19 protein-coding genes are annotated in these 21,785 nt (G+C 55.2%); 7 read left to right on the top strand and 12 right to left on the bottom strand.

The features are described 5' to 3' along the window. Window positions 1-73 precede the first annotated feature (73 nt). The gene (locus P1X16_RS15430; RefSeq protein ID WP_277230785.1) at window positions 74-1,564 is read right to left on the bottom strand and encodes a pectate lyase; all 1,491 of its coding nucleotides are present in this window, start codon (window positions 1,562-1,564) and stop codon (window positions 74-76) included. A gap of 444 nt (window positions 1,565-2,008) precedes the next feature. Between P1X16_RS15430 and P1X16_RS15425 the strand changes: the two genes are divergently transcribed. Beyond that, on the top strand, window positions 2,009-2,854 hold the full coding sequence (locus P1X16_RS15425) for a hypothetical protein (protein ID WP_277230782.1): 846 nt from the start codon (window positions 2,009-2,011) through the stop codon (window positions 2,852-2,854). A gap of 70 nt (window positions 2,855-2,924) precedes the next feature. Here the strand turns inward: P1X16_RS15425 and eutC are convergent, their stop codons facing one another. The 3 genes from eutC to P1X16_RS15410 all read right to left on the bottom strand — a co-directional run bounded on the left by eutC (window position 2,925) and on the right by P1X16_RS15410 (window position 5,877). Continuing rightward, the gene (eutC, locus tag P1X16_RS15420) at window positions 2,925-3,701 is read right to left on the bottom strand and encodes an ethanolamine ammonia-lyase subunit EutC (protein WP_277230779.1); all 777 of its coding nucleotides are present in this window, start codon (window positions 3,699-3,701) and stop codon (window positions 2,925-2,927) included. Window positions 3,702-3,827: 126 nt separating this feature from the next. Beyond that, window positions 3,828-5,414, bottom strand: a complete 1,587-nt coding sequence (gene treF / locus P1X16_RS15415) for an alpha,alpha-trehalase TreF (protein ID WP_277230776.1) — start codon at window positions 5,412-5,414, stop codon at window positions 3,828-3,830. A gap of 181 nt (window positions 5,415-5,595) precedes the next feature. Next, window positions 5,596-5,877 carry a hypothetical protein gene (locus P1X16_RS15410; RefSeq protein WP_277230772.1) on the bottom strand — a complete coding sequence of 94 codons (282 nt, stop codon included), beginning with the start codon at window positions 5,875-5,877 and terminating at the stop codon, window positions 5,596-5,598. Between the two features lie 433 nt (window positions 5,878-6,310). On the opposite strand from P1X16_RS15410, the gene P1X16_RS15405 reads away from it, so the two are divergent. After that, on the top strand, window positions 6,311-7,672 hold the full coding sequence (locus P1X16_RS15405; RefSeq protein WP_277230769.1) for an NAD(P)/FAD-dependent oxidoreductase: 1,362 nt from the start codon (window positions 6,311-6,313) through the stop codon (window positions 7,670-7,672). Between the two features lie 16 nt (window positions 7,673-7,688). Here P1X16_RS15405 and P1X16_RS15400 read toward each other — a convergent pair whose 3' ends face one another. From P1X16_RS15400 to P1X16_RS15380, 5 genes are all read right to left on the bottom strand, one after another. Beyond that, window positions 7,689-8,648 carry a cation diffusion facilitator family transporter gene (locus P1X16_RS15400; protein ID WP_277230766.1) on the bottom strand — a complete coding sequence of 320 codons (960 nt, stop codon included), beginning with the start codon at window positions 8,646-8,648 and terminating at the stop codon, window positions 7,689-7,691. 244 nt (window positions 8,649-8,892) lie between these two features. Continuing rightward, on the bottom strand, window positions 8,893-9,396 hold the full coding sequence (locus P1X16_RS15395; RefSeq protein ID WP_277230764.1) for a phosphoheptose isomerase: 504 nt from the start codon (window positions 9,394-9,396) through the stop codon (window positions 8,893-8,895). 165 nt (window positions 9,397-9,561) lie between these two features. Beyond that, entirely contained in the window at window positions 9,562-10,644 is a 1,083-nt protein-coding gene (locus P1X16_RS15390; protein ID WP_277230761.1) for an ATP-binding protein, read from the bottom strand. Between the two features lie 205 nt (window positions 10,645-10,849). Next, window positions 10,850-11,284 (bottom strand): hypothetical protein, encoded by a 435-nt coding sequence (locus P1X16_RS15385; protein WP_277230758.1) that lies wholly within the window; start codon window positions 11,282-11,284, stop codon window positions 10,850-10,852. A 230-nt stretch (window positions 11,285-11,514) separates the two neighbouring features. Beyond that, window positions 11,515-13,308, bottom strand: coding sequence for a glycoside hydrolase family 13 protein (locus P1X16_RS15380; protein WP_277230755.1), 1,794 nt, complete (start codon window positions 13,306-13,308; stop codon window positions 11,515-11,517). A gap of 352 nt (window positions 13,309-13,660) precedes the next feature. Between P1X16_RS15380 and P1X16_RS15375 the strand changes: the two genes are divergently transcribed. Next, the gene (locus tag P1X16_RS15375) at window positions 13,661-14,305 is read left to right on the top strand and encodes a response regulator transcription factor (protein WP_277230753.1); all 645 of its coding nucleotides are present in this window, start codon (window positions 13,661-13,663) and stop codon (window positions 14,303-14,305) included. Window positions 14,306-14,573: 268 nt separating this feature from the next. Here the strand turns inward: P1X16_RS15375 and P1X16_RS15370 are convergent, their stop codons facing one another. Both P1X16_RS15370 and P1X16_RS15365 read right to left on the bottom strand, forming a co-directional pair. After that, window positions 14,574-14,942 carry a carboxypeptidase-like regulatory domain-containing protein gene (locus P1X16_RS15370; protein WP_277230750.1) on the bottom strand — a complete coding sequence of 123 codons (369 nt, stop codon included), beginning with the start codon at window positions 14,940-14,942 and terminating at the stop codon, window positions 14,574-14,576. Window positions 14,943-15,359: 417 nt separating this feature from the next. Continuing rightward, the gene (locus tag P1X16_RS15365) at window positions 15,360-16,271 is read right to left on the bottom strand and encodes a bestrophin family ion channel (protein WP_277230747.1); all 912 of its coding nucleotides are present in this window, start codon (window positions 16,269-16,271) and stop codon (window positions 15,360-15,362) included. Window positions 16,272-16,776: 505 nt separating this feature from the next. Between P1X16_RS15365 and P1X16_RS15360 the strand changes: the two genes are divergently transcribed. Beyond that, a complete protein-coding gene (locus P1X16_RS15360) occupies window positions 16,777-17,631 on the top strand; it encodes an SMP-30/gluconolactonase/LRE family protein (RefSeq protein WP_277232959.1) in 855 nt (284 codons plus the stop codon). An 83-nt stretch (window positions 17,632-17,714) separates the two neighbouring features. Here P1X16_RS15360 and P1X16_RS15355 read toward each other — a convergent pair whose 3' ends face one another. Further along, a complete protein-coding gene (locus P1X16_RS15355; RefSeq protein WP_277230744.1) occupies window positions 17,715-18,671 on the bottom strand; it encodes an HNH endonuclease in 957 nt (318 codons plus the stop codon). 115 nt (window positions 18,672-18,786) lie between these two features. Between P1X16_RS15355 and P1X16_RS15350 the strand changes: the two genes are divergently transcribed. The 3 genes from P1X16_RS15350 to P1X16_RS15340 all read left to right on the top strand — a co-directional run bounded on the left by P1X16_RS15350 (window position 18,787) and on the right by P1X16_RS15340 (window position 21,759). Continuing rightward, entirely contained in the window at window positions 18,787-19,311 is a 525-nt protein-coding gene (locus tag P1X16_RS15350) for an inorganic diphosphatase (RefSeq protein WP_277230742.1), read from the top strand. Window positions 19,312-19,533: 222 nt separating this feature from the next. Beyond that, window positions 19,534-19,917 carry a hypothetical protein gene (locus P1X16_RS15345; RefSeq protein ID WP_277230739.1) on the top strand — a complete coding sequence of 128 codons (384 nt, stop codon included), beginning with the start codon at window positions 19,534-19,536 and terminating at the stop codon, window positions 19,915-19,917. Window positions 19,918-20,136: 219 nt separating this feature from the next. Beyond that, window positions 20,137-21,759 (top strand): Na+/H+ antiporter, encoded by a 1,623-nt coding sequence (locus P1X16_RS15340; RefSeq protein ID WP_277230737.1) that lies wholly within the window; start codon window positions 20,137-20,139, stop codon window positions 21,757-21,759. The last annotated feature ends 26 nt before the right edge of the window (window positions 21,760-21,785 follow it).

Here is a 21,785-nt window from a genome sequence, read left to right as displayed (position 1 = left end):
GGAGAGAGGTGCCAGTTGAAAACTGAACTTGTGCAAAGGAAACACAACGCCTCACACAAAGCCAGCCTCGTCCTTACTTGGCAGCGGCAACTGGCGTGGCGAGGCTGTTCAAATAGACCTCCAACATCGTGTAGCCGCTTGCATCTAGTTTGGCGCGGTCGGCAGCATCCTTGGGGTTGAGGCGCTGCTTGGTTTCCCAGGCGTCGGGCATCCCATCGTGGTCGGTATCGGTGGGAGCTGGCTTTGAAGCCAAGGTTGGCCACGCTTTTTGGGAAATAGTGTACGGCGTTCCGTGTGGATAGCCGCCCTGCACATCAATGATGCGGCCAGTGCGGTTGACCACGTTGCGAATAATACGCTGGTCGAGCGTATCGCGCTTGGGCAGGCTGGCCCCAACATGCTGCAACACCGCTTTGTAAGCTTCGGCGGCGGTTTGGGTGGTTACGGGGCCTAAGTCGAAAGGTACAGTGGCTTTGGCCTGCACTGTATCGGCAGCAGTACCGCCGTTCATGGTCACGCCGAGCCAGTTGTGGCGGGTTACATCGGCGCTGGCGTCCACGTAGTTGCCGGCGAGGTAGAACTTGCCGTAGGGCAGCGGGTTGGCACCTTTCTCAAGCTTGTAAGGATTCAATACCCGCGCCTTCACGTTGTCTTTGGTGGAGGGGCCGTGCTTGTAGTAGTTATTGACTAGGTTGTAGTTGCCGCCTTCTCCCGCGTACACATTGTTTTCGCCCCAATTGTAGAGCACGTTGTTGCGGAAATCCACGTTTTCGTAGTCGGCGGCATGGGTGTAGCGGCTACCATTGAAGCGGGGCGTGCGGTTTTTGCAGCTCGCAAACAGGTTGTGGTGCATGGTGGCGTGTTGCCCGCCCCAGATGCCCCCAAAACCATGCTGCTCGAAATCTTTGTCGCCGGTTTCGAAGTGGTAGGAATAGTTGAGCGGCTCACTAATTAGGTTCCACTGCAAGGTGGTGCTGTCGCCTTCGTACACCGAAAAGCACTCGTCCGTCGACCAGCTCATGGTGCAATGGTCTATGATGACGCGGCTGTTGCGCATCCCGCCGAATGCATCGTCGCCACCGGCCCCATCTACCTGCCCCTTGTTCTGATTTTTGTCGCCCATGCGGAAGCGCACAAACCGGATAACAACGTTGTTGGCCTTCAAACTCACCGGATAATCCGCTAAACAAATACCGTCGCCAGGTGCCGTTTGCCCGGCAATGGTGGTGTTGGACTTGCTGATGGTGAGCGGCGAAGCCAGGTGAATAGTACCCGACACCCGAAACACGATGGTGCGCGCCGCAGCTGCTTTGGTTAACGCGTAGCGCAAGCTGCCCGGCTGGTCGTCGTCCTTGAGGTTGGTGACTTCGAAAACGGTAGTTGGCACGGCCACCGAGCCACGGCCACCGGAGGTATAACGGCCTGCTCCTTCTGCACCCGGAAATGCTACCGGCGGTGCCGCCACCGGACCGGCTCCCATTATTGCCACGCCTCCCAAGCCAACCACTATAGCCGATAGATAATAACCCCGATACGCGCGGCGAAACACAGAAACAAAAGACATAACAGCGGACTGATAGCGCAAGTAAAAAGTAGAAGCCAAACAGGGCAGCAAGCCGCTGACGGTCCCATAAGTGCAGCTTGATATTACTGAAATAGCAAGCCGCAAGGACCGTAGCAGGCACATTTCTTTGCGCAATCGATGTCGGCAACGTTGCCAGAAAGCACCGCGCCGAGAGGATTTACCTCTTAGGGAGTTAATAGCACGGATGCGGTGTTGGATAAAATGTATTGGCGCAGCAGCATCACAACTCAAGCGCAAAGACCCTAGCACGGGCACTCGGCCCTTATTACGGTTGTGCTTAAGCGCACGGTGTTGGTTGGATTGAGGGTCTTTTCCTGAATCCATCGACCTCATCAGCAAGCGCGCCAATACCAGCATTCTGCTTACCTTGGAAGTTAGCATGCTGCGTTTACAGGCTATTAGACAGTTGTTTTGGCTTATTCGATGAAGCGTTTTTTCTTTTTCCTTCTACTGTGCTTACCGCAGGCAGTACTAGCGAGTCTGCCATTAGAGCCTCTGCAAATTGCCCGCGAATTTGTGGACAAGGACGGTTGGCCCGAAATGAAGGAACATCTGTGCTGCGAAGCCGAGCAGCAAGCCAAAAACCAAACGCTTGGCCAGCAGATTCCGGCCCGCCTACAACGCAGCTGTGAGCTGATACAACAGGGCGCTAGCACCGCCGTAGTAGCGGTGGAGCTCCGTGACTCCTTGAGCCGCAACGACTTCTACCTCCACTTTGCCAAAGAAGATGATGCCTGGAAGCTGCAAGCCATCCGGAGCTTGTCGATGACGCAGCTCGGGCCCCCCATGCTGAAGCTGCTCACCACCATGCCGCCTACCGAAATAGCCCAATACAACCAGAAGCACCCCGACGCCGACCACGACTTTACGGTAGGCAACCTCAAGCTCTGGATTGGCGCCGACGCCGACATCATCGACCATTTCACGCACCACCAGGGGGATTTCCAGAAAGCCCTCCGCCTAGTCCAGACGCGCAAGTACCTCTCCGCCGACACGGCGACGGCCAACGAAGAAGCCGCCAACACCGACCCGGAAGTGCGCACCTTGCTCCGCAAGCTCTACATCAGCCGCGTCACGCAGCAAGACACTGACTGCAACTCCTGCATCGAGTTCATCATTGGGGGCCGCATCGACAACACCGTTGGACTTCTGTACCAACCCAAAGCCGCGGACGTACCCAAGATGAACCCCGACCGGCTGATTGTCGTCAAGCCCATTGCGAAAGGTTGGTACCTCTATAAAACTACCAGCACCAACAACTCCCGGTAGCTAAAAGTCAATCAACTGGTTGCTGACAAAGCCATGCTGGTTTTAAAAACGAAGCCAATACCAACACTCATTACTGCGTGAGCAACAGGGTGTCGTCTTTCAGTTGGACGCCGGACAGCTGGCGTCGGAGCGATTCGCTTATAAGAAAAAAGAGCCGGTCTGCTGCCAGATCGTAGTTGAGGCCTTCGGGGCGAATGTTGGAAACGCAGTTGCGCGCTTCATCGGTTAGGCCGGGCCGGGGGCGATACGTGAAATAAGCGCCTAGGCTGTCGGGCGAGCTGAGGCCGGGCCGCTCCCCAATCAGGATCAAGACGAGTTGCGCCCGCAGTAGCTGACCTACTTCGTCACCAATGGCTACGCGGGCCTGCACTGCTAGCACAAGCGGCGCTACCTGAAACCCCGCCTGTTGCAGCTTTGGCAGCAGGCGTTGCAGCAGCGGTACGGCGTGTGCGTTCACCGCTTCTGCTGATAACCCGTCAGCTAGCACAATAGCCACATCGTGGTCTTGAATGCCGTGTTCTTGCAATACCTCCCGAGCATCATCGTGTAGTTGCCGGCCCAGGTCGGGGCGTTGCAAATATTCTTGCCGATCGTGGGCTTTGCTATGGACTTGCAAAATAGGCAACTGCAAGGGCGCTAAGTCTGCGAGTAGCTTGTCGGGGGCTAAGGCGGAGTACACAGCGTCGCGGGCGTGTGCATGCGCCAACCGAAAAGCCAGCGCCTCGCGCAAGGGCACGCTGGTACCGGTGCGGCCCAGCGCTATGCGAGCAGCCGTATGGGCTTTTAGCGTTGCCCACGGATCGGGGGCCGGGTTTTCGGGTTGATGAGGCGCAGGTAATTCGGCCATAGCTTTCGTAATGCTCTCCTCTCAGTTATTTGATAACCGGGCTGTAAAGGAACCAGCTTCAGCTTTCTACAGGTGGCAAGGATAAAAAGCTAACCTATGCTACTCACGCAGCCCTAGCTGCCAGACCTACTGGTTGTTGGGCTGCGGACGGGCAGAGCGGTTGAGCAGATTGAGTAGCACGCCATTAGTCCAGCCGAAGCCGTCCTGCAGAGGATACTCGCCGCCCCCAGCGGGCAAGTGCGTATTGGTAACGTTGTATTTCTCTAGCAGCTTACCGGTTTGCTGAAACACGCGTGTGTTCAGGCGCACCCAGCGGACGGTAACCGTATCAGCAAGCGGCTTTTGGTTGTAGCGGGTGAGGCCCTGTACGGCCATGTACTGTAGCGGCGCCCAGGCGTTAGGCGAGTCCCACTGCTGCCCACTAGTGTTGAGGGTAGTAAGCAGTCCGCCGTCTTTCAGGAAATCAGCTTTGAGACCAGCCGCCACTTGGCTGGCTTGGCGCGCAGTAGCCACCCCAAAAGCCAGCGGAAACACTCCTGCCAAGGTGCGAATAGCAGCAGGGCGCTTCTGCGTGAAATCGTAGTCGGTGAACCACCCAACGGCTTTGTTCCAGTGGTAGCGCTGAATGGCATTGCGGCGTTGCTTGGCTTTCTGTAGCCAAGTACGAGCCGCACTGCTCTGACCTTGTGCGGTATAAGAGCGGGCCAGCGTTTCTTCCAGCGCCAGCATCAAGCAGTTCAAATCAACAGGCACTAGCTCGGTGGTGCGGATAGAGCCCAACGTACCGTCGGCGCCAAACCAACGGGTGCTAAAGTCCCAACCGGAAGCCGCCGCGGCCCGAACGTCGCGGTAAAACTGTGAGGGCGGGCGGGTGGTTTTGCGGGCCGCATCCACATCAATGCCATACGATTCCTCGCGCGGCTCGGTACTTTCGTCCCAATACCGGTTCAGCAGTTCACCGCCGGGCATGCGCATTACGCGGCGCGTAGCGGTGCCGGGTTTCAGCGAGTCGGCACCGGCCATCCAGTAGGCATACTCGCGCAATAGTTGCGGCTGGTATCGCACCAACACCGAGTCGCCTTGCTCCTGAGCCAGCAACTGCACCATCAACGAAAAAAACGGGGGCTGCGAGCGGGTAAGGTAGTAGGTGCGGTTGCCGTTGGGGATGAAGCCGTAGCGGTTGAGCAGGTAGGCAAAGTTGTCGGTCATGTTGCGGATCAGGGTAGTCCGGTGGGCTTCGCGCAAACCAAGCATCGTGAAGTACGAGTCCCAGTAGTACACCTCCCGGAACCGCCCGCCCGGCACCAAGTACGGCCGCGGCAGCAGCAGCAACGACGAATACCGAGACACCGAATCGAGGGGGCGGCGTTGGAGCACCCGCCACAGCGTATCGAGGTGCAGGCGCAGGCCCGTCGCTATGTTGCTGCGGTAGGTGGTGGTATCGGTGGTAGGCAGCTGGAAACGATCCTTCACGAAGGTTGCCAGGTTGAAGCCCGGCTGGGTGCGTTGCTGCTCATAGTCCGCCACGATGCGGGCGGGCGTATCGCGGCGGGGCACCATGTCCACGAACGTTTTATTATCGGGAAATATCCGGCCTAGCTGCACGGCCTCAAACAAGCCAGGATACAGCTGCCGGGGAGTGGGCGGTAGTTGGGCTGCTGCCGGCAAACAGAGGCAGCAACAGCAGAAGCAAACAAGCAACAAGTTTCGCACGGCACAAGGTGGGAATGGTGTACCTTAAAGTACGAAAGTAGAACCGTTGTTGGTCACATAACGCGTAAATCTGCACCCCAGATCCAGCTTGGATCTACCTGAATTACTTGCTGTTGAATCAATATGAAATCAGGGCTGGCCAGCAATTACTCTTCTTCTGCCGCCCTTTCCTCACACCAACTTAGTGCAGCCCTGGGTGCTGCTGTTGCAGCCATATATAAGCCGATGCCACGTCATCGAAAGTGCCAATGACGGGGCGCTCAATACTCGACAGGACGGTTTCGGAAGCTTGCCGGGCAACAAAGTCGCGCGGGAAAACCCACGCAATATGCTGCAACCCAGCCCGGAGCATTTCCTCCAGCCACCAGGCGCCCCACAACGACAGCTCCACGGTAGTACGGGTGATATTGGAATTATCGTTAAGGATTTTGTGACAAGGCCATGCCCGTAGAGCCTCCAGCATTAGCATGCAGGCGTTCTGTGAACTTTCTTGGTTGTGTTCCCCTTGCCAATCAACATATAGCCATTGGTTGCTGAAATCAAAACTAATGGCAATCCCCTCGGTAGCAAGAACTGGTTGAAGCTGCATACACTGCCCTTACAAACCAGCAAACACGATTGAGCTGGTGCGGCGAAGGCAAAGATAAACAGTTGAGCTTTGAAAAAACCAATGGCCGTAAGTCTGCTGTTTTTGCCTCTTCCTAACCCCCTAGTAGTTAACCCAAAACACCACGCATAGCAGTCAGGCGGTGGAGTTGCTGCCAAGCTATAGTTTGAAAAGCAACCTGACCCCGTACCTTATGCACCGTTTTGTACTTGCGAGGAGTAGTTAGCTGAAAGGTCGGCGCAGAAAACTGCCGGCCGGTTTCAAACAACTATTCTGCTAGCTGTTAAGTATGAAACAGCAACTAATGCGCAGCTCAATGGAAGAACTAGCCAAAATAGAACACGTTGGCAAACCCCGGGTGGTAATTGTGGGAGGCGGCTTCGGCGGCTTAGAGCTCGCCAAAGCCCTGCGCAACACCAACATGCAAGTGGTGCTGGTAGACAAGCAGAACTACCACACCTTTCAGCCCCTGATGTACCAAGTGGCTACGGCCGGCCTGGAAGCATCGGCTATTATCTCGCCGTTTCGCAAGATTCTCAAAGACCAAGAAAACCTTAGCTTCCGCATGGCCGAGGTGCTCCACGTGGATACCGCCGCGCAGATCTTGAAAACCTCGATTGGCTTAATTCACTACGACCACCTGGTTATTGCTACCGGCGCCACCACCAACTACTTCGGCGACGAGCAAATGGCGCGGAACTCCGTGGCCATCAAGAGTGTGGAAGACGCAGTAGAGCTGCGCAACACCGTGCTTTCCAACTTCGAAAAAGCCCTGCAGGTCGACGACCAGGAGCAGCTCAACAGCCTGCTCGACTTTGTGATTGTGGGCGGCGGCCCTACCGGTGTGGAAGTGGCTGGTGCTTTAAGTGAGCTGCGCAAGCACATTTTCCCCAAAGACTACCGGGATATCGACTTCCGGCAGATGGACATCTGCCTGATTCAAAGCGGCGATTCGCTGCTCAAGGGCATGTCCAAGGAAGCTGCGCAAAAGGCGCAGGAGTACCTCGAGAACTTTGGGGTGAAGGTGCTGCTCGAACGGCGAGTGAAGTCGTACGACGGCTACACCGTTACGCTCAACACCGGCGAAAAGCTAATTACCCGCACCTTGATTTGGGCTGCGGGCGTGGCCGGCGCACCCATTGAGGGTATCCGGCCCGAGAGTATCCGCAAAGGCAACCGCTACCAAGTGGACGTCTACAACCGGGTAGCGGGCTACTCCAATATTTACGCCATCGGCGACATTGCCGCCATGGTTACCGAAGAATATCCCGAGGGGCACCCCATGGTAGCGCAGCCGGCTATCCAGCAAGGCAAACTGCTCGGCGAGAACCTAACGCGCCAGCTAGCCGGCGAGCCAATGCGGCCCTTCCATTATCACGACCAGGGCGCCATGGCCACCATTGGGCGCAACCATGCCGTAGCCGACCTGAAGCTCGCAGGCAAGGAATGGAAAACGCAAGGATTCTTTGCCTGGCTGATGTGGGTATTTGTGCACCTGATTGCCTTAGTAGGCTTCCGCAACCGCCTAGCTGTGTTCATGAACTGGACGACCAGTTACTTCAGCCAAGAACGGGGTTCGCGCTACATCCTGGGCAAGCGGCGCGAACCAGTACCCGCCGAAGACCCTGCCGCCAGCAAAGTGGTTGCCTAACGAGTTAGCACACAGCTTAAACCTTAACCGCAGCTTGCTCCACAAAGCTAGGCTCCACAAATACGTGCCGCACATCCGGGTAACGTTCCTGAACGGTAGATTCAAGGCGGCCAACGGCTTCAGTGAGCTGCGTAGCCGTTAGGGTTGGCTGAAATTCTACACGCAACACCAGCAGAATTTCGTGCGGGCTCAGGTACGAAGAAAGCGGAGTATCGGTAGCCACTACGGCAGCATCGGCATTTACCAAAGTAGTTACGTCTTGCAGCATGGTTGCCTCGGCAGGTTCGCCGAGCAACAAGCTTTTGTTTTCGCGCAGCAGCAGGCCCGCAACTACCAGCAGAATCACACCGATGAGCAGCGACGCCACACCGTCGAGCGAGGGATTGTTGAAATAATGACTCAGGAAGACGCCTAGAAAGGCCACCATCAGGCCAAGCAGATCGGCAGCATCTTCGAAGAGCACCACGAAAGTAGAGGGGTCTTTGCTGCTACGGAAAGTTCGCCAGAAGCTCCGCCCTTTCCGTTGAGCATTGAAAGTGCGGCGAGCCACCAGAAAGGAAGCGCCATCGAAAAGAAAAGCTAGGCCCAGCACCACGTAGTTCCACATGGGGTTGCCCATAGGGGCTGGGTGGCGCAGGTGCTCGATGCCCTCATACACCGAAATGCCGCCCCCAATTGCAAAAATGCAGATCGAAACGATAAACGACCAGAAGTATAGCTCTCTGCCGTAGCCGAAGGGCCGTCCTTCGTGGGCCGGTCGTTGGCTTTTGCGCAAGCCGAGCAGCAACAGCCATTCGTTGGCCGTATCCACCACCGAATGAATGCCTTCGGCCAGCATGGCGGAACTACCCGTGAAGCCGGCCGCTACAAATTTGATGATGGCAATAGCCAGGTTGGCCGCCAGCGCCGCTACAATAGCAACTTTTGAAGAGGGCGGCTCGGCAGTAGTAGCGGTAGGTACAGGCGCGTTGGACACGAAAACAGCAGGTAAACAGAGAACCACAAGAAATTAAAAGCGGAATGCCATTGCCCCGCCCTCAGCTACTACGGCTTCCGCCGCGCCAGAGGTGTAGTCGAGGTGACTTTCCAGCACGTTTCTGTTTCTCGTTTACCAGCCTTCTACCAACGCATGATGCCGAGGCTACGCAAGCAATACGCCCACATGGGCAATTGCTTGCGTAGCCTCGGCATACTATGTTGAGACAGAAAGGAAGCTTATTCTAGCGGCCGAAATCGTCTTGCACGCGCACGATATCGTCTTCGTCAGAAGGGTTGGAAGCGTCGGTGTGCTGCCAGATTTCGGCCAGCACGCCCCACGAATCGAGGCCAACGAGGCGGTGCCGCTCGCCTTGCTTGAGCGTAATTAGCTCGCCGGGCTCATAGATTCTGAGTTCCCCTTCCTCGTCGGTGTTGCTGGTTACTACGCCAACGGGGCCTTGCAGCACCTTCCACACTTCGGCACGGCGGTGGTGGTACTGCCACGACAACCGTTTTTGTGGGGCCACAATCAGAATTTTGGGGCTCAGCTTGCCAGAAATGCGCAAATCATCTACGGGCAGTCCTTCAAAATACGTATCGGCGAAAGCAGGAGCCTGCGTCTCGTCAATCACGAAAAAACCACCCCATGGCCGGGTCTGGTCCTGCTTGTCGATGGAGAAGCCTAAACGCGTGAGGCGTTCTTCCATGTCCTGAAACAGCATTTGCTTTTGATTATCGCTACTCATACTCCGGGTGATAGTGTGGTGTGAGGAAGTGGCTGCTGCGCTAGGCGCATTTTACTTGTACGCTTCAAAAGTACGTATCCTGAGGAATTAAGAGTTACCTATTCTATTTTCTACCCTGGCCGCCTAACCGTTTTAGCCTTGGCGGCCAAGCATATAGCTTGCAAGTCACACTCCTTTAGGCAATTCGATATAGAAGGTAGTGCCTTGATTTTCTTGGCTTTCAAACCAAATGCGCCCTTCGTGCAGCAGCACAATGGTGCGCACAATGGACATGCCAAGGCCGGTACTTTTCTCGCCGCGCAAGCCCGGCCGGCGGGCCCTGGTAAACTTTTCAAACAATGCGTCCTGCACGTCAGCAGGAATCCCAATGCCGTCGTCCGCAACGGTTACCAGCACATGGTCGGGGCTTTCGCTTAGGCCGACCCGAATGTGGCCACCCGACGGGGTAAATTTGATGGCATTGCCCACCAAGTTGTTTAGCACCTGCATAAACTTGTTTTCGTCGATGCTGGCGTAGATAGCCGGGGCCGATGACTCGAGCGTAAACGTCAGGCCTAGCGTTAGCTCGGTGCGGGAGTAGTTGTCGACCATGATGCCCACGCGCTCCACCAGGTTTATCCGCTCCCGCTTCAACTCTACGTTGGACGACTCGAAAAACTCGTTGTCCACAAAGTCGTGGATCAAGTCCACACTCTCGCGGCAAGTAACCGTGATGACGCGCAACAACTCGTGCAGGTGCGGGTCGGGGTAGGTTTGTAGCTGCTGATTGAGTTGGCCGGTCAGGCTCTGCATCAGCCGCAGCGGACCCGCCAAGTCGTGCGAGAGGATTTCGAGCGTGGAATTTTTCTTGGTGTTAAACTTCTCTGCGTTTTGATTATACGCCTTCTCGACCGTAATGTCGTCGATAAAGCCCGACAGGGTGCTCTGGCCGCTATCGGGGCGGTAAGAGGCCCGCACGCAAAGCCATTGCACTTCTTCCCCAGGGCCAAGCAGCCGCAGTTCCACATTCTCGCGCAAAAGGCCTTGGCTGAGCCGCACAAAGCAGTCGGCCGCGTAGTCACGGTCGTCGGGGTGCAGGCGCGCGAGCAACTCGGGCAGTTCTTCGTTTACTTGCTCCCGGTGGCCGTTCCACATCCGCTCATAAGCCGGGTTCACGTACGTGATACGCTGACTGGCTAAGTCGAACACGAAGAAGACAGAAGGAAATTCTTCTATCAGATGCTGAAACTGAACGACGTGGTCGGGCATTGCAGCCGAAAGTGAAAATGGGTGGAAAGTAGAAGTTACTCTGGCGCTTACCAGATTTCAGACAAACCAAATCTTGATGTGGAAGTTGCCGCCCTACTCCAAAAACTGTATGCCGTTCCTACCCGCTAAACGCCGTAGAAAAGGCCACAAGAAAAGTAAATATAGTGCAGCTTACGCAAACGAATTGATAGCCGGTATGGCCATCCTAGATTTCGGCACCTGTTCGGCAAGCCGTTAGCCACTCCAGAGCGGTGCGCTCCTCTATAAACCGACCAATGTGGTAGGGCCGGTTGTCGAAGTAGGTTAGCGGCGGAATGGCGCTGTTGGCTTCGATGTCGATGAGGTGGGAAGGAGCAAATAGATACGCAATGAATACCGGCTGGCCCAGGCGCGCTGCTACTTGCGGGAAGAAGGTTTCCAATATCCAAGCCGTATCCTGCTGGTTGGCAGTGTGTTCGCGGCGCCGAGCGTCAATCAGCCAGTAGGCGCAGCGCTGGCTTGCGCCCTCGTCTATTATGAGGCCGTAGCCAGCGCGCAAGTCTTGGGGTGTAGTCTGCTGCATCCAACGGCAGATCAGTACCCGCAAGTCGGGCCGATAGACGAGTTGCAGATAGTCAGAGGAATGGGCTGTAGGCAGCATACGTAACGGGCTTTCTTGGTACAGCCTTAGCGGCGAAGTGAAGCAGCAGAATGTGTTTCGCCGCTTTACCTCTGACTGAAATTTCACTGTAAGTTTAATTAGGCGCAGTGGCTACGCCTAACGTATTTGTTTGTCGTTGCACCTAAGCCGCACCAGTTGTCCTGCTGAATTAACAACGACCTACTACAACAGCCTCGTACTTAGCGTTTAACGCGCTTTAGATAGCAGCCCTACCCTTTACTCTTTTGTAGCACCAAGCCGCTAAGAGGCGGCAACGCAAAATCACGACCCACCGTCACGGAGCTGTTGTCGAGCAGGTTGCGGTAACTGCCGGGGGTAAGAGGCCGAAATTGCTGAGGGCTGGCTTCGAGGTTGAAGAGCACAACCACTGTTTCGGGGCCAGTGCCACGGCTGTACGCCAACGTGTGCCCGGCAGTAGGCAAGAACTGTATACTCCCGGAGCCAAAGACAGGGGTGGCTTTGCGCATTCGGATTAGCTGCTTGTAGTACGCAAAATGCTGCGCATTGAAGCTAGCGGCGTCATAGGTTTTGGGGCCGGGCTGGTAGTTGGTGCGGGTTTCGGGGGCGAATTTCATGCCTGGCCACCACAGCGGTTTGCGGCAGTCGGGGTCGTCGGAGCCCCACATGCCTAGCTCGTCGCCGTTCCAGATGTGCGGGGCACCCACGCTTGTGAACTGGTGGAGCAAGTAGAGGCGCACCCGCTGGTAGGTGTCGGGGGTGGGCCGGCCGGTGTGGTAGGCGGGGTTGTCGTTGGGAGTAGCTTTATACTTATAGATGCCCGGATTGGCAAAGCACGTAAGCAGCCGCGGCGAATCGTGGCTGGCCGACACGTTCATTTGGGCGGCGGGAAAAGCCGCGGGCAGGCGACTCCACTGGCGCTCCAGGCTGTCTTGCAGCTGCCGACCCGTAAGCGGAGCCGGCACCGCCGCAAAGAAGCAGCGCGCCGGCCGATACACTTGATAGAACATCACACCGTCAAACACGTCGCCGCTGAGGTAGGGCACTGGGTTCATGAGGCGGTTGGGCCATTCCTCCCACCAAACTTCGCCTACCAAATAGGCTTCGGGCTTTATACTTTTCACAAAGGGGCGGTAGTCGCGCCAAAACCCCATCGGCACTTGGTCGGCCACATCCAGCCGGAAGCCGTCTACGCCGTTTTCGGGCTTGCCATCCGGCGCCAGCCAGCGACGCGTCACGGCCTCGACGTGCTGTTTAGCCCCTTCATTGAGCTGGCCCTCGTACGGGTGGCCGGCTTTGCGGGTCGTGGTGATGTTTACTTTCTTGATTTCCGGCAAGCTCTTGAGGCCCAGCCACCCGTTGTAGTCGAACTCGTTGCCGGGAGTAGCGGGGTCGTTGAAGCGCACGATGTCGTACCAGTCTTTGTAGGCAGATTGCTGCTGTTTCTTAAGGATGTCTTGCCAGGCCCAAAACTCCACGCCCGTATGGTTCCAGGAATAATCGACGATGATGCGCATGCGCCGGCGGTGCACTTCCTGCACCAGTTGCAGAAACAACCGGTCAGCAGCGGTCCACTGCCAAGTGGCGGGGTCGGCAGGATTTTCGCGGGCAATCAACAGGTTGTCGCCCACCGGATCGGGGCCGAAGTTTACATCGATGTGGTGGTAGCTGCGGGCATCGTACTTGTGCAGGGAGGGCGCATCGTTGACGGGGTTGAGGTAAAGCGCCGTCACACCTAGCTCTTGCAGATAGTCTAACTTATCGAGCACGCCCTGCAAGTCGCCCCCGTAGCGCCGCAAGTTGATGTTGTCGTTGTGGTTTAGATTTGCCGCTTTGGCCCAGGCATCGGGCTCATACCAGTTACCGGTCCAGGGTGTAGGCGCCCAATTGGCGGGCACCTTAAATGAACCTGCAAAATTCACTGGCCTCGGGTCGTTGGTTGGGTCGCCGTTGTGAAACCGCTCCACAAAAATCTGGTACCAGATAACATCGCGCGCCCAAGCGGGCGGCTGAGCTGACGAGTCGGCGGAGGCAGTAGAACTCATGAGAAGCAGTAAACTGAACAGGAGGCATAGTGCATAAACACTTCTCATATAACGCATTACAAAGAAAGTGAAGCGGATTATTTAAGACTGATAGGCAAGGTTACTAGGCAATGGCAACCTGCTAATAGCTAATTTACTCTATATTAATCTATCTAATATTTACTTATAATATACCTAGAAGTAGGTATTGACATCGCCTCCTGCATCCACTAGTTTCGATCATCTGCTCTGACGGCAATTGGAGGCAAAACCAGTGCTGTCCTCTTCTATCACACCTATTCCATTCCTACCCATTAGCCGCCTCCGGGCAGCTGCTTTACTGTGTGCCTATTCTACATCTTTCCGCCAAGCCATGCTTTCCCCCACCGACTTCTACTCTGCCAACGTACTCGTTGCGGCCCCGCCATCCTTGCAGCGGCAAGGTCTATTATCCACTCTTCACGACAAGTGGCCACTGCTCTCCTGTAGCGTCACGGCTGATACCAGCCAGCTACCTAAGTTGGTACGGCAGCAATCCTACGCGCTGATTGTGCTCGACAGTACGCTAAGCGGCCTGCCCGTCTCGGAGCTGATCCGGCAGATCCGGAGCATTCGTAGTTGCCAGCCTTTGCTTGTGCTCACTGGTCCCCGCCTCACTCCAATTCAGCGCCAACAGTTGCTGCTCGCCGGAACAGTAACCTTGCTGCCACACACGGTAGCCCCAACGGCGCTCCTATCTACTATTACGCCCTTTGTGAGTGGTGCTATGGGCTGGACACTCCCGCCCTCCATAACTCCTACCCGCGTGGCGCCACCCACGCCCTTCAGCAACCGCGAAGTGGAAGTATTGCGCCTGGTAGTAGCCGATTATTGCAACCAGGAAATAGCTGACAAACTGTGCTTAAGCGTACGTACCGTGGAAAGCCACCGCCGGGCCCTGTTGCAAAAAACGGGTGCCAAAACCTTGGTAGGCCTAGTAGTGCAAGCTGTTCGTGAAGGTTGGGTGGGCGTGGCGTGAAGTTCCGCAGTAGCACAGGCAATAGCTACTCGTATGTGCCTTGCTAAGTAGGCTACCGGCACTTGCCTAACCTAGTGATACTAAATCGTTATTTGAAAGCCGTATCTAGCTAGTGCTGCCGCTTGTTATGCAGCAGCATTAGTTTATGACGTCGCCTTGATGGTAGCCACACCTGATAAGCCATTGGCTACCAATAGGCTACCTCCGCAATTAATTGGCACTTTATAGAAAAGCGCAGGCAGGCGTTGTGCTCTGCCCGCAACCTGATTTACCACTTCACCTTACCCGTGGAGCTCGTTTTTTTGATGCGGCCGTCACGCTTGAAGCGGGTGCCGGGTGTCAGGCGCAAAGCTACATCGGGGGGAATGCACGTGTTGAGCGCAAATTCTTCGGTCTCGTACCCTATTGCGCTGATTTTCAGACGAGCGGGACGCGGTAGTGGTTTCTTGGAAGTAAGAATATACCGGCCTTCGGAGTTGGTGCTGAATGCATCGTTGATGCCTTGTATTTGTACCGTAGCACCCGTTAAAGGCTGAAAATTCTCGTCGGTTACTAGGCCGGTTAAGGACATGCACCCTGTTGGAATGGCGGGCTTCGCCACTGAATCGACCGGCGCAGTAGCGGGCTGTTGTGCCAAGGCTGTGCCTGATATACCTAACAAAACAAAGCTTAAGAGGAAAGGTAGTAAGCGCTGCATAAAATGAGTGGGTATAAACGAATACAACTTTATTAAGCAGAGTAAGCTACCAATGTTTTGGCTACCAGCCAAGGAATCCTATAATTTACGCCTATTTTATGTACAAAAGCCATTTCAAGGTTAGCTATATCCTATAAAACAGCAACAGATAATTTATTGGTAATATATAATTCTTGTACTACAACCTTGGTTGGCTCATTATGAATTTGCTCTAATTAGTTGCTGCCTAGTTCTTCGTTCAGCTCTTCACCCTACCTATCAACTCAGGATAATTTTCTAATAAAACAGCTTAGGTTTTCTTGGGTAAGGCTACCTCACCGGTACGGTTGAGCGTTGGTGCACAACAAGCTTGGCGAGCTACATCAGGTAGAAGGCTTCGGGTACTGATGGCTTCGGAACCTCCTGCTCATCCAGCAGTTGCTTGATGTTGATTTCGATGGTGCGGGCAATGGCTGTGACGGGCGTGTCGGTGGGGCGGTTGCGGAAGGGGTCTTGCAGATACGTAGCTGTTTTCTCAAGCAAGAAGAACGAGGACGCAAAAACCAGCAGAATTGGTAGTTCCAGCAAACCAATGGTTTCGACCAGTGCCAACGACAACACAATCAGAAACAGGTAGATAAACAAGTGAATGAACATCCGGTACGTTACCGGAAACACCGTGCTATTGATGCGCTCGGCCTTACCCATGGAGTCGCAGAGCCGGACCAGTGTGTTGTCGAGTTGCACATGCTCGAACGAATGGAGGGCATCTTGCCGGCGCAACACTTTGAAATCTTCGGTGTGCAAGGCCAATAAGGCCAAAGGCTTGTTGTTGTGCTTCCGCAGGTAGGCTAGCTCATCGGCTGATACGTAGTGTTCTAGATTAGCCATCGGGTTTAGGCCGCGCAACGACTGCCCCAAGCTATAGCACCATGCAATCTGCCGATTCCCGATTTTGCGGATCACCTCCTGTGCGGCATCGTAGCCAAGCAAGTCATCCTCCAGAAAACCTTTCAGTTGGAGTACCAGCGAGCGAGAATCATTGACGATGGCGCCCCATACCTTACGCGCTTCCCACCATCGGTCGTAGGATTGATTGATTTTGAATGCCAGAATCAGGGAAATAGCGCTACCCAAAATAGTGGGCAGCAAGCCCGGCACTAGGGGTATGTACTTGGCAAAAAACCATTCCAGTAGCTGGAAAGAAACGGAAAAGAAAAACACCCGCGCGACGTCGGCACGAATCTGCTTGAATATGTACTTGAATGGAATTCTTTTGTCCGTGAGCATAGGAACCTATCAAAACAAGATGTCTGGCAACACTATCCGCGTATCCTTATGGCGCAGTTTGCTCTTTTTGTCTAACTGCAATACAGAAAACTCTTATAACTGAAGTTGCTGCAGGGGGGTTTACTGTTCACAATAATTAATATTGTTTTAATTCTATTCCGCTCTCGTCACTAAGCTGCTGCCTGATGATCTTTACTGTGCCATCAGACTCAAGAGCAGCTTGCTTTACTTGGGTAAAAGCAGGGTATTCACTTAGCAGCCAAGCAAAGCTGCCATCTTAAGCACGGCCGTTATTTCCGGTAAGGCGACCAGAAAAACTACCTTTCTGACTTAACTGCGCTGGAACAGCTCCAACCTGACTATCGGTGTAGCGTATGTTTACGGCTTACCTTGTGCCACCACGCCTGCTCTTTTTCCGCTTATGCCCCCCTTCACTTTCCGCCATAGCTTTCTGCTCGCTGGCCTCGTGGCCACGGCTGGTTTCACGCTCGCTGTTTCCGCAGTCATGGCTCAAAGCAACCCTAGCGCGGGCATAGTGGCCGGCGAAGCAACCCCAAAGCTGGTGGCGAGGCAGTTCAAATTCACGGAAGGCCCCGCCGTAGACAAAGCCGGCAACGTGTATTTCACGGATCAGCCCAACGACAAAATCTGGAAGTACAGCACTGACGGTAAGCTTAGCGTCTTCCTCGAAAAATCAGGCCGCGCCAACGGCCTCTACTTCGACAAGCAAGGCAACCTGTTGGCCTGCGCCGACGAGCAAAATCAGCTCTGGTCGATAGCGCCAAACGGCAAGGTAACGGTGCTCCTGCAAGACGTGCAAGGTCACCGCTTCAATGGTCCCAACGACCTCTGGATTCATCCGACCAGTCAGGCCATTTATTTCACCGACCCCTATTATCAGCGCGACTACTGGACCCGCAAAGCCCCCGACCCTAACCTCGGCGGCCAGAAACTATACTATCTGCCCAAAGGCCAGCAGCAACCCCAAGTAGCCGACGATCAGCTGCAACAGCCCAACGGCATCATCGGCACCCCCGACGGCCGGCAGCTCTACGTGGCCGACATCAAAGCCAACAAAACTTACCGCTACCAAATCGGTGCCGACGGCAAGTTAACCAACCGCCAGCTGTTCGTAGAGCAAGGCTCGGACGGCATGACCATCGACAACCAAGGCAACGTGTATCTCACCGGCAAAGGTGTGACGGTCTACAACTCCGCTGGTCAAAAAATCCAGCACATCCCCGTGCCCGCCGAGTGGACTGGCAACGTCTGTTTCGGCGGCAAAGACCGAAAGACCTTATTTATCACGGCCTCGGAGTCGGTATTTGTGCTACCCATGCAAGTAAAAGGCGTACAGTAATTCAAAGCAATCAGGCGTTTAGTGCAGCACAATACTGGGCTAGAGGACCGATTTCTCGAGGCGAGAAATTTAGTTTTCTCTACTCATGCTTGCCCAATTAGCCGCTCACGGAAGCTTTCACGCCTGGGCCACCATTCTGGCTGAGGGGGCAGGCGAAGGTACTGGCCCTCAAACTGGCTGATTCCGTGTAAGGACCCATTTAGCTCCTCAAAGCCATCAGCTAGTTGCACGCGGTAATCTTGATCGATGCGAAGTAAATGGCGGTCAAAGGCGCGGTGCAAAGTGGGCGTGAGAGCTATGCCGTTGCCGATAGTGTCATCGTGACTCACGGCCCAGGGAATGATATGGCAGGCATCGAGCAAAGGTGCTATAGTGCCTCGGGTGTTTAGTAGCTTAAGGCCGGAAATGGCGCAGGTGTAATCGTACACGCGCAACACTTCACGCTTGAAAACCGCACTGCGTACAGCTGTTTCCACTTCATCGTTGACATTAACCAGCGTTTGGTAGAGAGCCACAGGCTCTTCCAGCATTTGGCGGCCAAGATCTTGTAAAGCATCGGGGCCTGCGGTGGGCCGATAACGGAAACGGGTTTGTGGGAAATACCGGTCGAGCAGCGCGTCACGAAAGAGCTGGCGGGTTGCAGCTTCCTGTAGCAGTAGCCACAAGGGCGCGTCGAGTGCGGCATAGGCTATGGTTTCGCGCAGGTGCCCCAAGCTGCGAGGCGAGCCGGAAGATGTAAGGAGTAGCGCATAGCCCGGAAAAGGCTGTAAGTGCCAAAACCTATCACCTTTGAGGTGATAAAACGGCAAAGCGAAGTTATTGGCCCGGAAGCGGCCAGAAACGCTTAAGTCACGACAGTTGCTTTGGAATGCTGCCAGCAATTCAGCCGTAATGACAATGCGGTTGTCAGAAATAGTACCGTTCTCTACCCCTTCGAGCACTGCCAGCAGAAGGGCTGGCTTATAAGGAGCTTCCTCACCGCCAAGCCGGCTGGTTTTGAGCTTGCGGAAGCGGACGAGGTATTGCGTGAGGTCGGTCATGCGTGGTACAAGATAAGCAGGACCCTATTAGTTGTTTGGGAAGTATACCCCATAGCCCGACTATAACATTGCCCCTACCCCGCGCCGTAGAGCCTGTTAACCTTTTGTATTGCTCATGGCTTCTCTCCACCAACTGCCGGCGCTTGTAGCGCACTCGCGTACTCTTGTTCATGTCGTGGTTGAAACGCCTAAGGGCGGACGCAACAAAGTGGCATTTGACCCTGACCTAGGGGTGTTCGTGCTGAAGGGCGTGCTACCGGAAGGGCACAGCTTCCCGTATGATTTCGGTTTTGTGCCGTCCACGCTGGCTGAAGACGGCGACCCGCTCGACGTGCTGCTATTGCTCGATGCACCCACGTTTGCGGGTTGCGTAGTCGAGGCCCGCCTGATTGGGGCGCTCGAAATTGAGCAGCTTGAAGAGGATGGCTCTAGGGTGCGCAACGACCGGCTGCTGGCCGTAGCGGCCAATGCCCGCTTGCACAAAGGCATCAAGGAAATAACCGACCTCTCCGACGAGATGCTCCACGAAATCGAACATTTCTTTAGCTCCTACAACTCCGTCAAGGGTGGTGAAATTAAGGTGCTGCACCGGGTAGGCTCCGAGAAGGCTCATGCCCTGCTAACACAGGCCCTGCAATAGTTGCCAGCTGTTGACAACGTTAGTATGCATGTGGGTTTCCCGTTAGTGGTGTCGCAGTATGCGGCAGTGAAGCGACGGACTGCCTAACCACCGAAACGGCGGTGCAACCGCCGAGCTAGCGGCACCGCCAGACAACCTCGACTATTAACTACCTATCAACCAGCACGTATAGCCAAGGAGTTTGCTTACTATTTCCTTCCTATCCTCTTAACCACCCTACTCATGGAACAGAACGAGCACCGCCGCACCCAAGCCCAGATAGCTAACGACGGCTCCGATACTCCCCGCGTTGAAAATGCCAACGGCGTTGCCGGTCAGCAACAAGGCGCAGCTGGCCTCACGCCCGACAAACCCAACGATACCACCGGCCGCCACGGCGGCAACCACGGCAACGACGGCGGCGAGCTAGTGCGCGACGCCAAAGGCAGCAGCCACCGCGGCGACGAACCCAATGCCGAATCTAAAAACACCGGCGGTGGCGACGACAACACCGGCAAACACCACACCCAGCACAACACCAAAGACCGCACAGCCTACAACAACGGCAGCGCAACCCCTAGCACCGCCAATGATGGCGGTAAAATAGACGACGCAGCCAATCAATAAGTAGACTGATTCCTACCTGTTGCACAATCAAGGCCCGCTGGTGTACACCAGCGGGCCTTGATTGTATACACTATCCGTGCACACTTGCTTTAGCAAGGCAACTAGTATAGCAGGAGATAAAGGCGGCAGTCGGCCTTGTTCGTAGACTTTTTGCTGACGAGCGGCTACCTTCCGGCTGCGGTCCGTAATGGGCCGCTCCGTTTTAGCTCCTTCTACCGAATGCACCATAATACGCTGCACGAAACCATTCTATTAGTGCTGGGCCTTCTGTTTGCCATGCTGCTGCTCGTCATGTTGAGCCAGAAGCTGCGCATGTCTTACCCCATTTTTTTGGTGCTGGCTGGTTTGGTCCTCAGCTTCATACCGGGCTTACCGCCCATCACCATCAATCCAGATTTTATTTTTCTGATTTTCCTGCCGCCTTTGCTCTACCAAGCTGCTTGGGATACTTCGTGGCAGGACTTCTGGCGGTGGCGGCGGCCCATTCTGCTGCTGGCTTTCGGGCTGGTGTTCTTCACGTCCACCATTGTCGCCTACGTATCGAGGGCCATGATTCCGGGGTTCACGCTCTCGTTGGGGTTTCTGCTAGGGGGCATCATCTCCCCGCCCGATGCGGTAGCCGCCACCTCCGTGTTGAAGGGCATCAAGGTACCTCGCCGGGTGACGGGTATTTTGGAAGGCGAAAGCCTGATCAATGACGCTAGCAGCTTGATTGTGTTCCGCTTTGCCCTGACAGCCGTGGTGTCGGGTACGTTTGTGTGGCAGCAGGCAGCTACTAGCTTTTTGCTGGTCAGCGGCATGGGGTTGGTCATTGGCTTGGCCGTGGCGCATCTGTTCTACTTGATTCACCGCTACTTCCCCACCACACCCAGCATCAACACGGTGCTCACCTTCATTGCGCCTTACGTGATGTACTTGCTAGCCGAAGAATTTCACTATTCGGGAGTACTGGCCGTGGTCAGTGGGGGGCTGCTACTGTCGTTTCATTCGCACCGAGTGTTCGATGCCGATACCCGCCTGCAAGCAAACAGCGTGTGGACCAGCGTGGGCTTCGTGCTCAACGGGCTGGTTTTTATTCTGATTGGCTTGGAGCTACCGGTGGTAGTAAAAGGGCTGGATGGCTATTCTATTCAGCAGGCCATTATGTATGGCCTCACTATCAGCGTCATCGTTATTGTTATCCGCCTTGTGTGGATGTACCCAGCCGCCTTTATACCGCGTTTGCTGTTCCGCAGTATTCGTACCTCCGAGGTTAGCCCTGGATGGCAAGGCACCCTGATTTTGGGTTGGGCTGGAATGCGGGGCGTGGTGTCGTTGGCGTCGGCGCTATCGGTGCCCTTGTTGTTAAGCAACGGCCAAGCCTTCCCGCAGCGCAACCTGATTCTGTTTATCACCTTTATTGTGATTCTCGTCACGCTGGTGTTTCAGGGCCTCACATTGCCGGCCATCATTCGCTTTACGGGTGTAGCAGAAAAGGAAGAGCGTATCCCACCCGAAGAGCAAGAAGCCGGCATCCGCCTCCGCCTACGGCGTGTCGCGCTGGCCCATCTAGCCAGCAACTACGAGTCGGATATCCAAGACAACGAGTTGATCAGCGCCCTCCAGCACCGCATGCAGGCCGAAGCCCAACGCACAGGCACGCTACTAGAATCCCTCGACTACGACGAATCCAAGCGCTTGGCCTTGCAACGCTACCATCAAGTGCTGCTCGACGTGCTGCAAGTGCAGCGCGAGGAATTGTTTGTCTTGCGCCGCGAGGATGTGTTTGAAGAAGAGATGCTCCGTCACCAGGAAGCGCAGCTTGACCTAGACGAGTCGAAAATCCATCATATGCCGCACTAAGCCACAGGAACACGTGCAGCGGACAG

Source organism: Hymenobacter sp. YC55 (assembly GCF_029433095.1).
In the GTDB taxonomy this organism is placed as follows: Bacteria; Bacteroidota; Bacteroidia; order Cytophagales; family Hymenobacteraceae; genus Hymenobacter.
The sequence above is the reverse complement of the archived record's forward strand: the minus strand, read 5'-3'. Positions and strand labels throughout refer to the sequence as shown.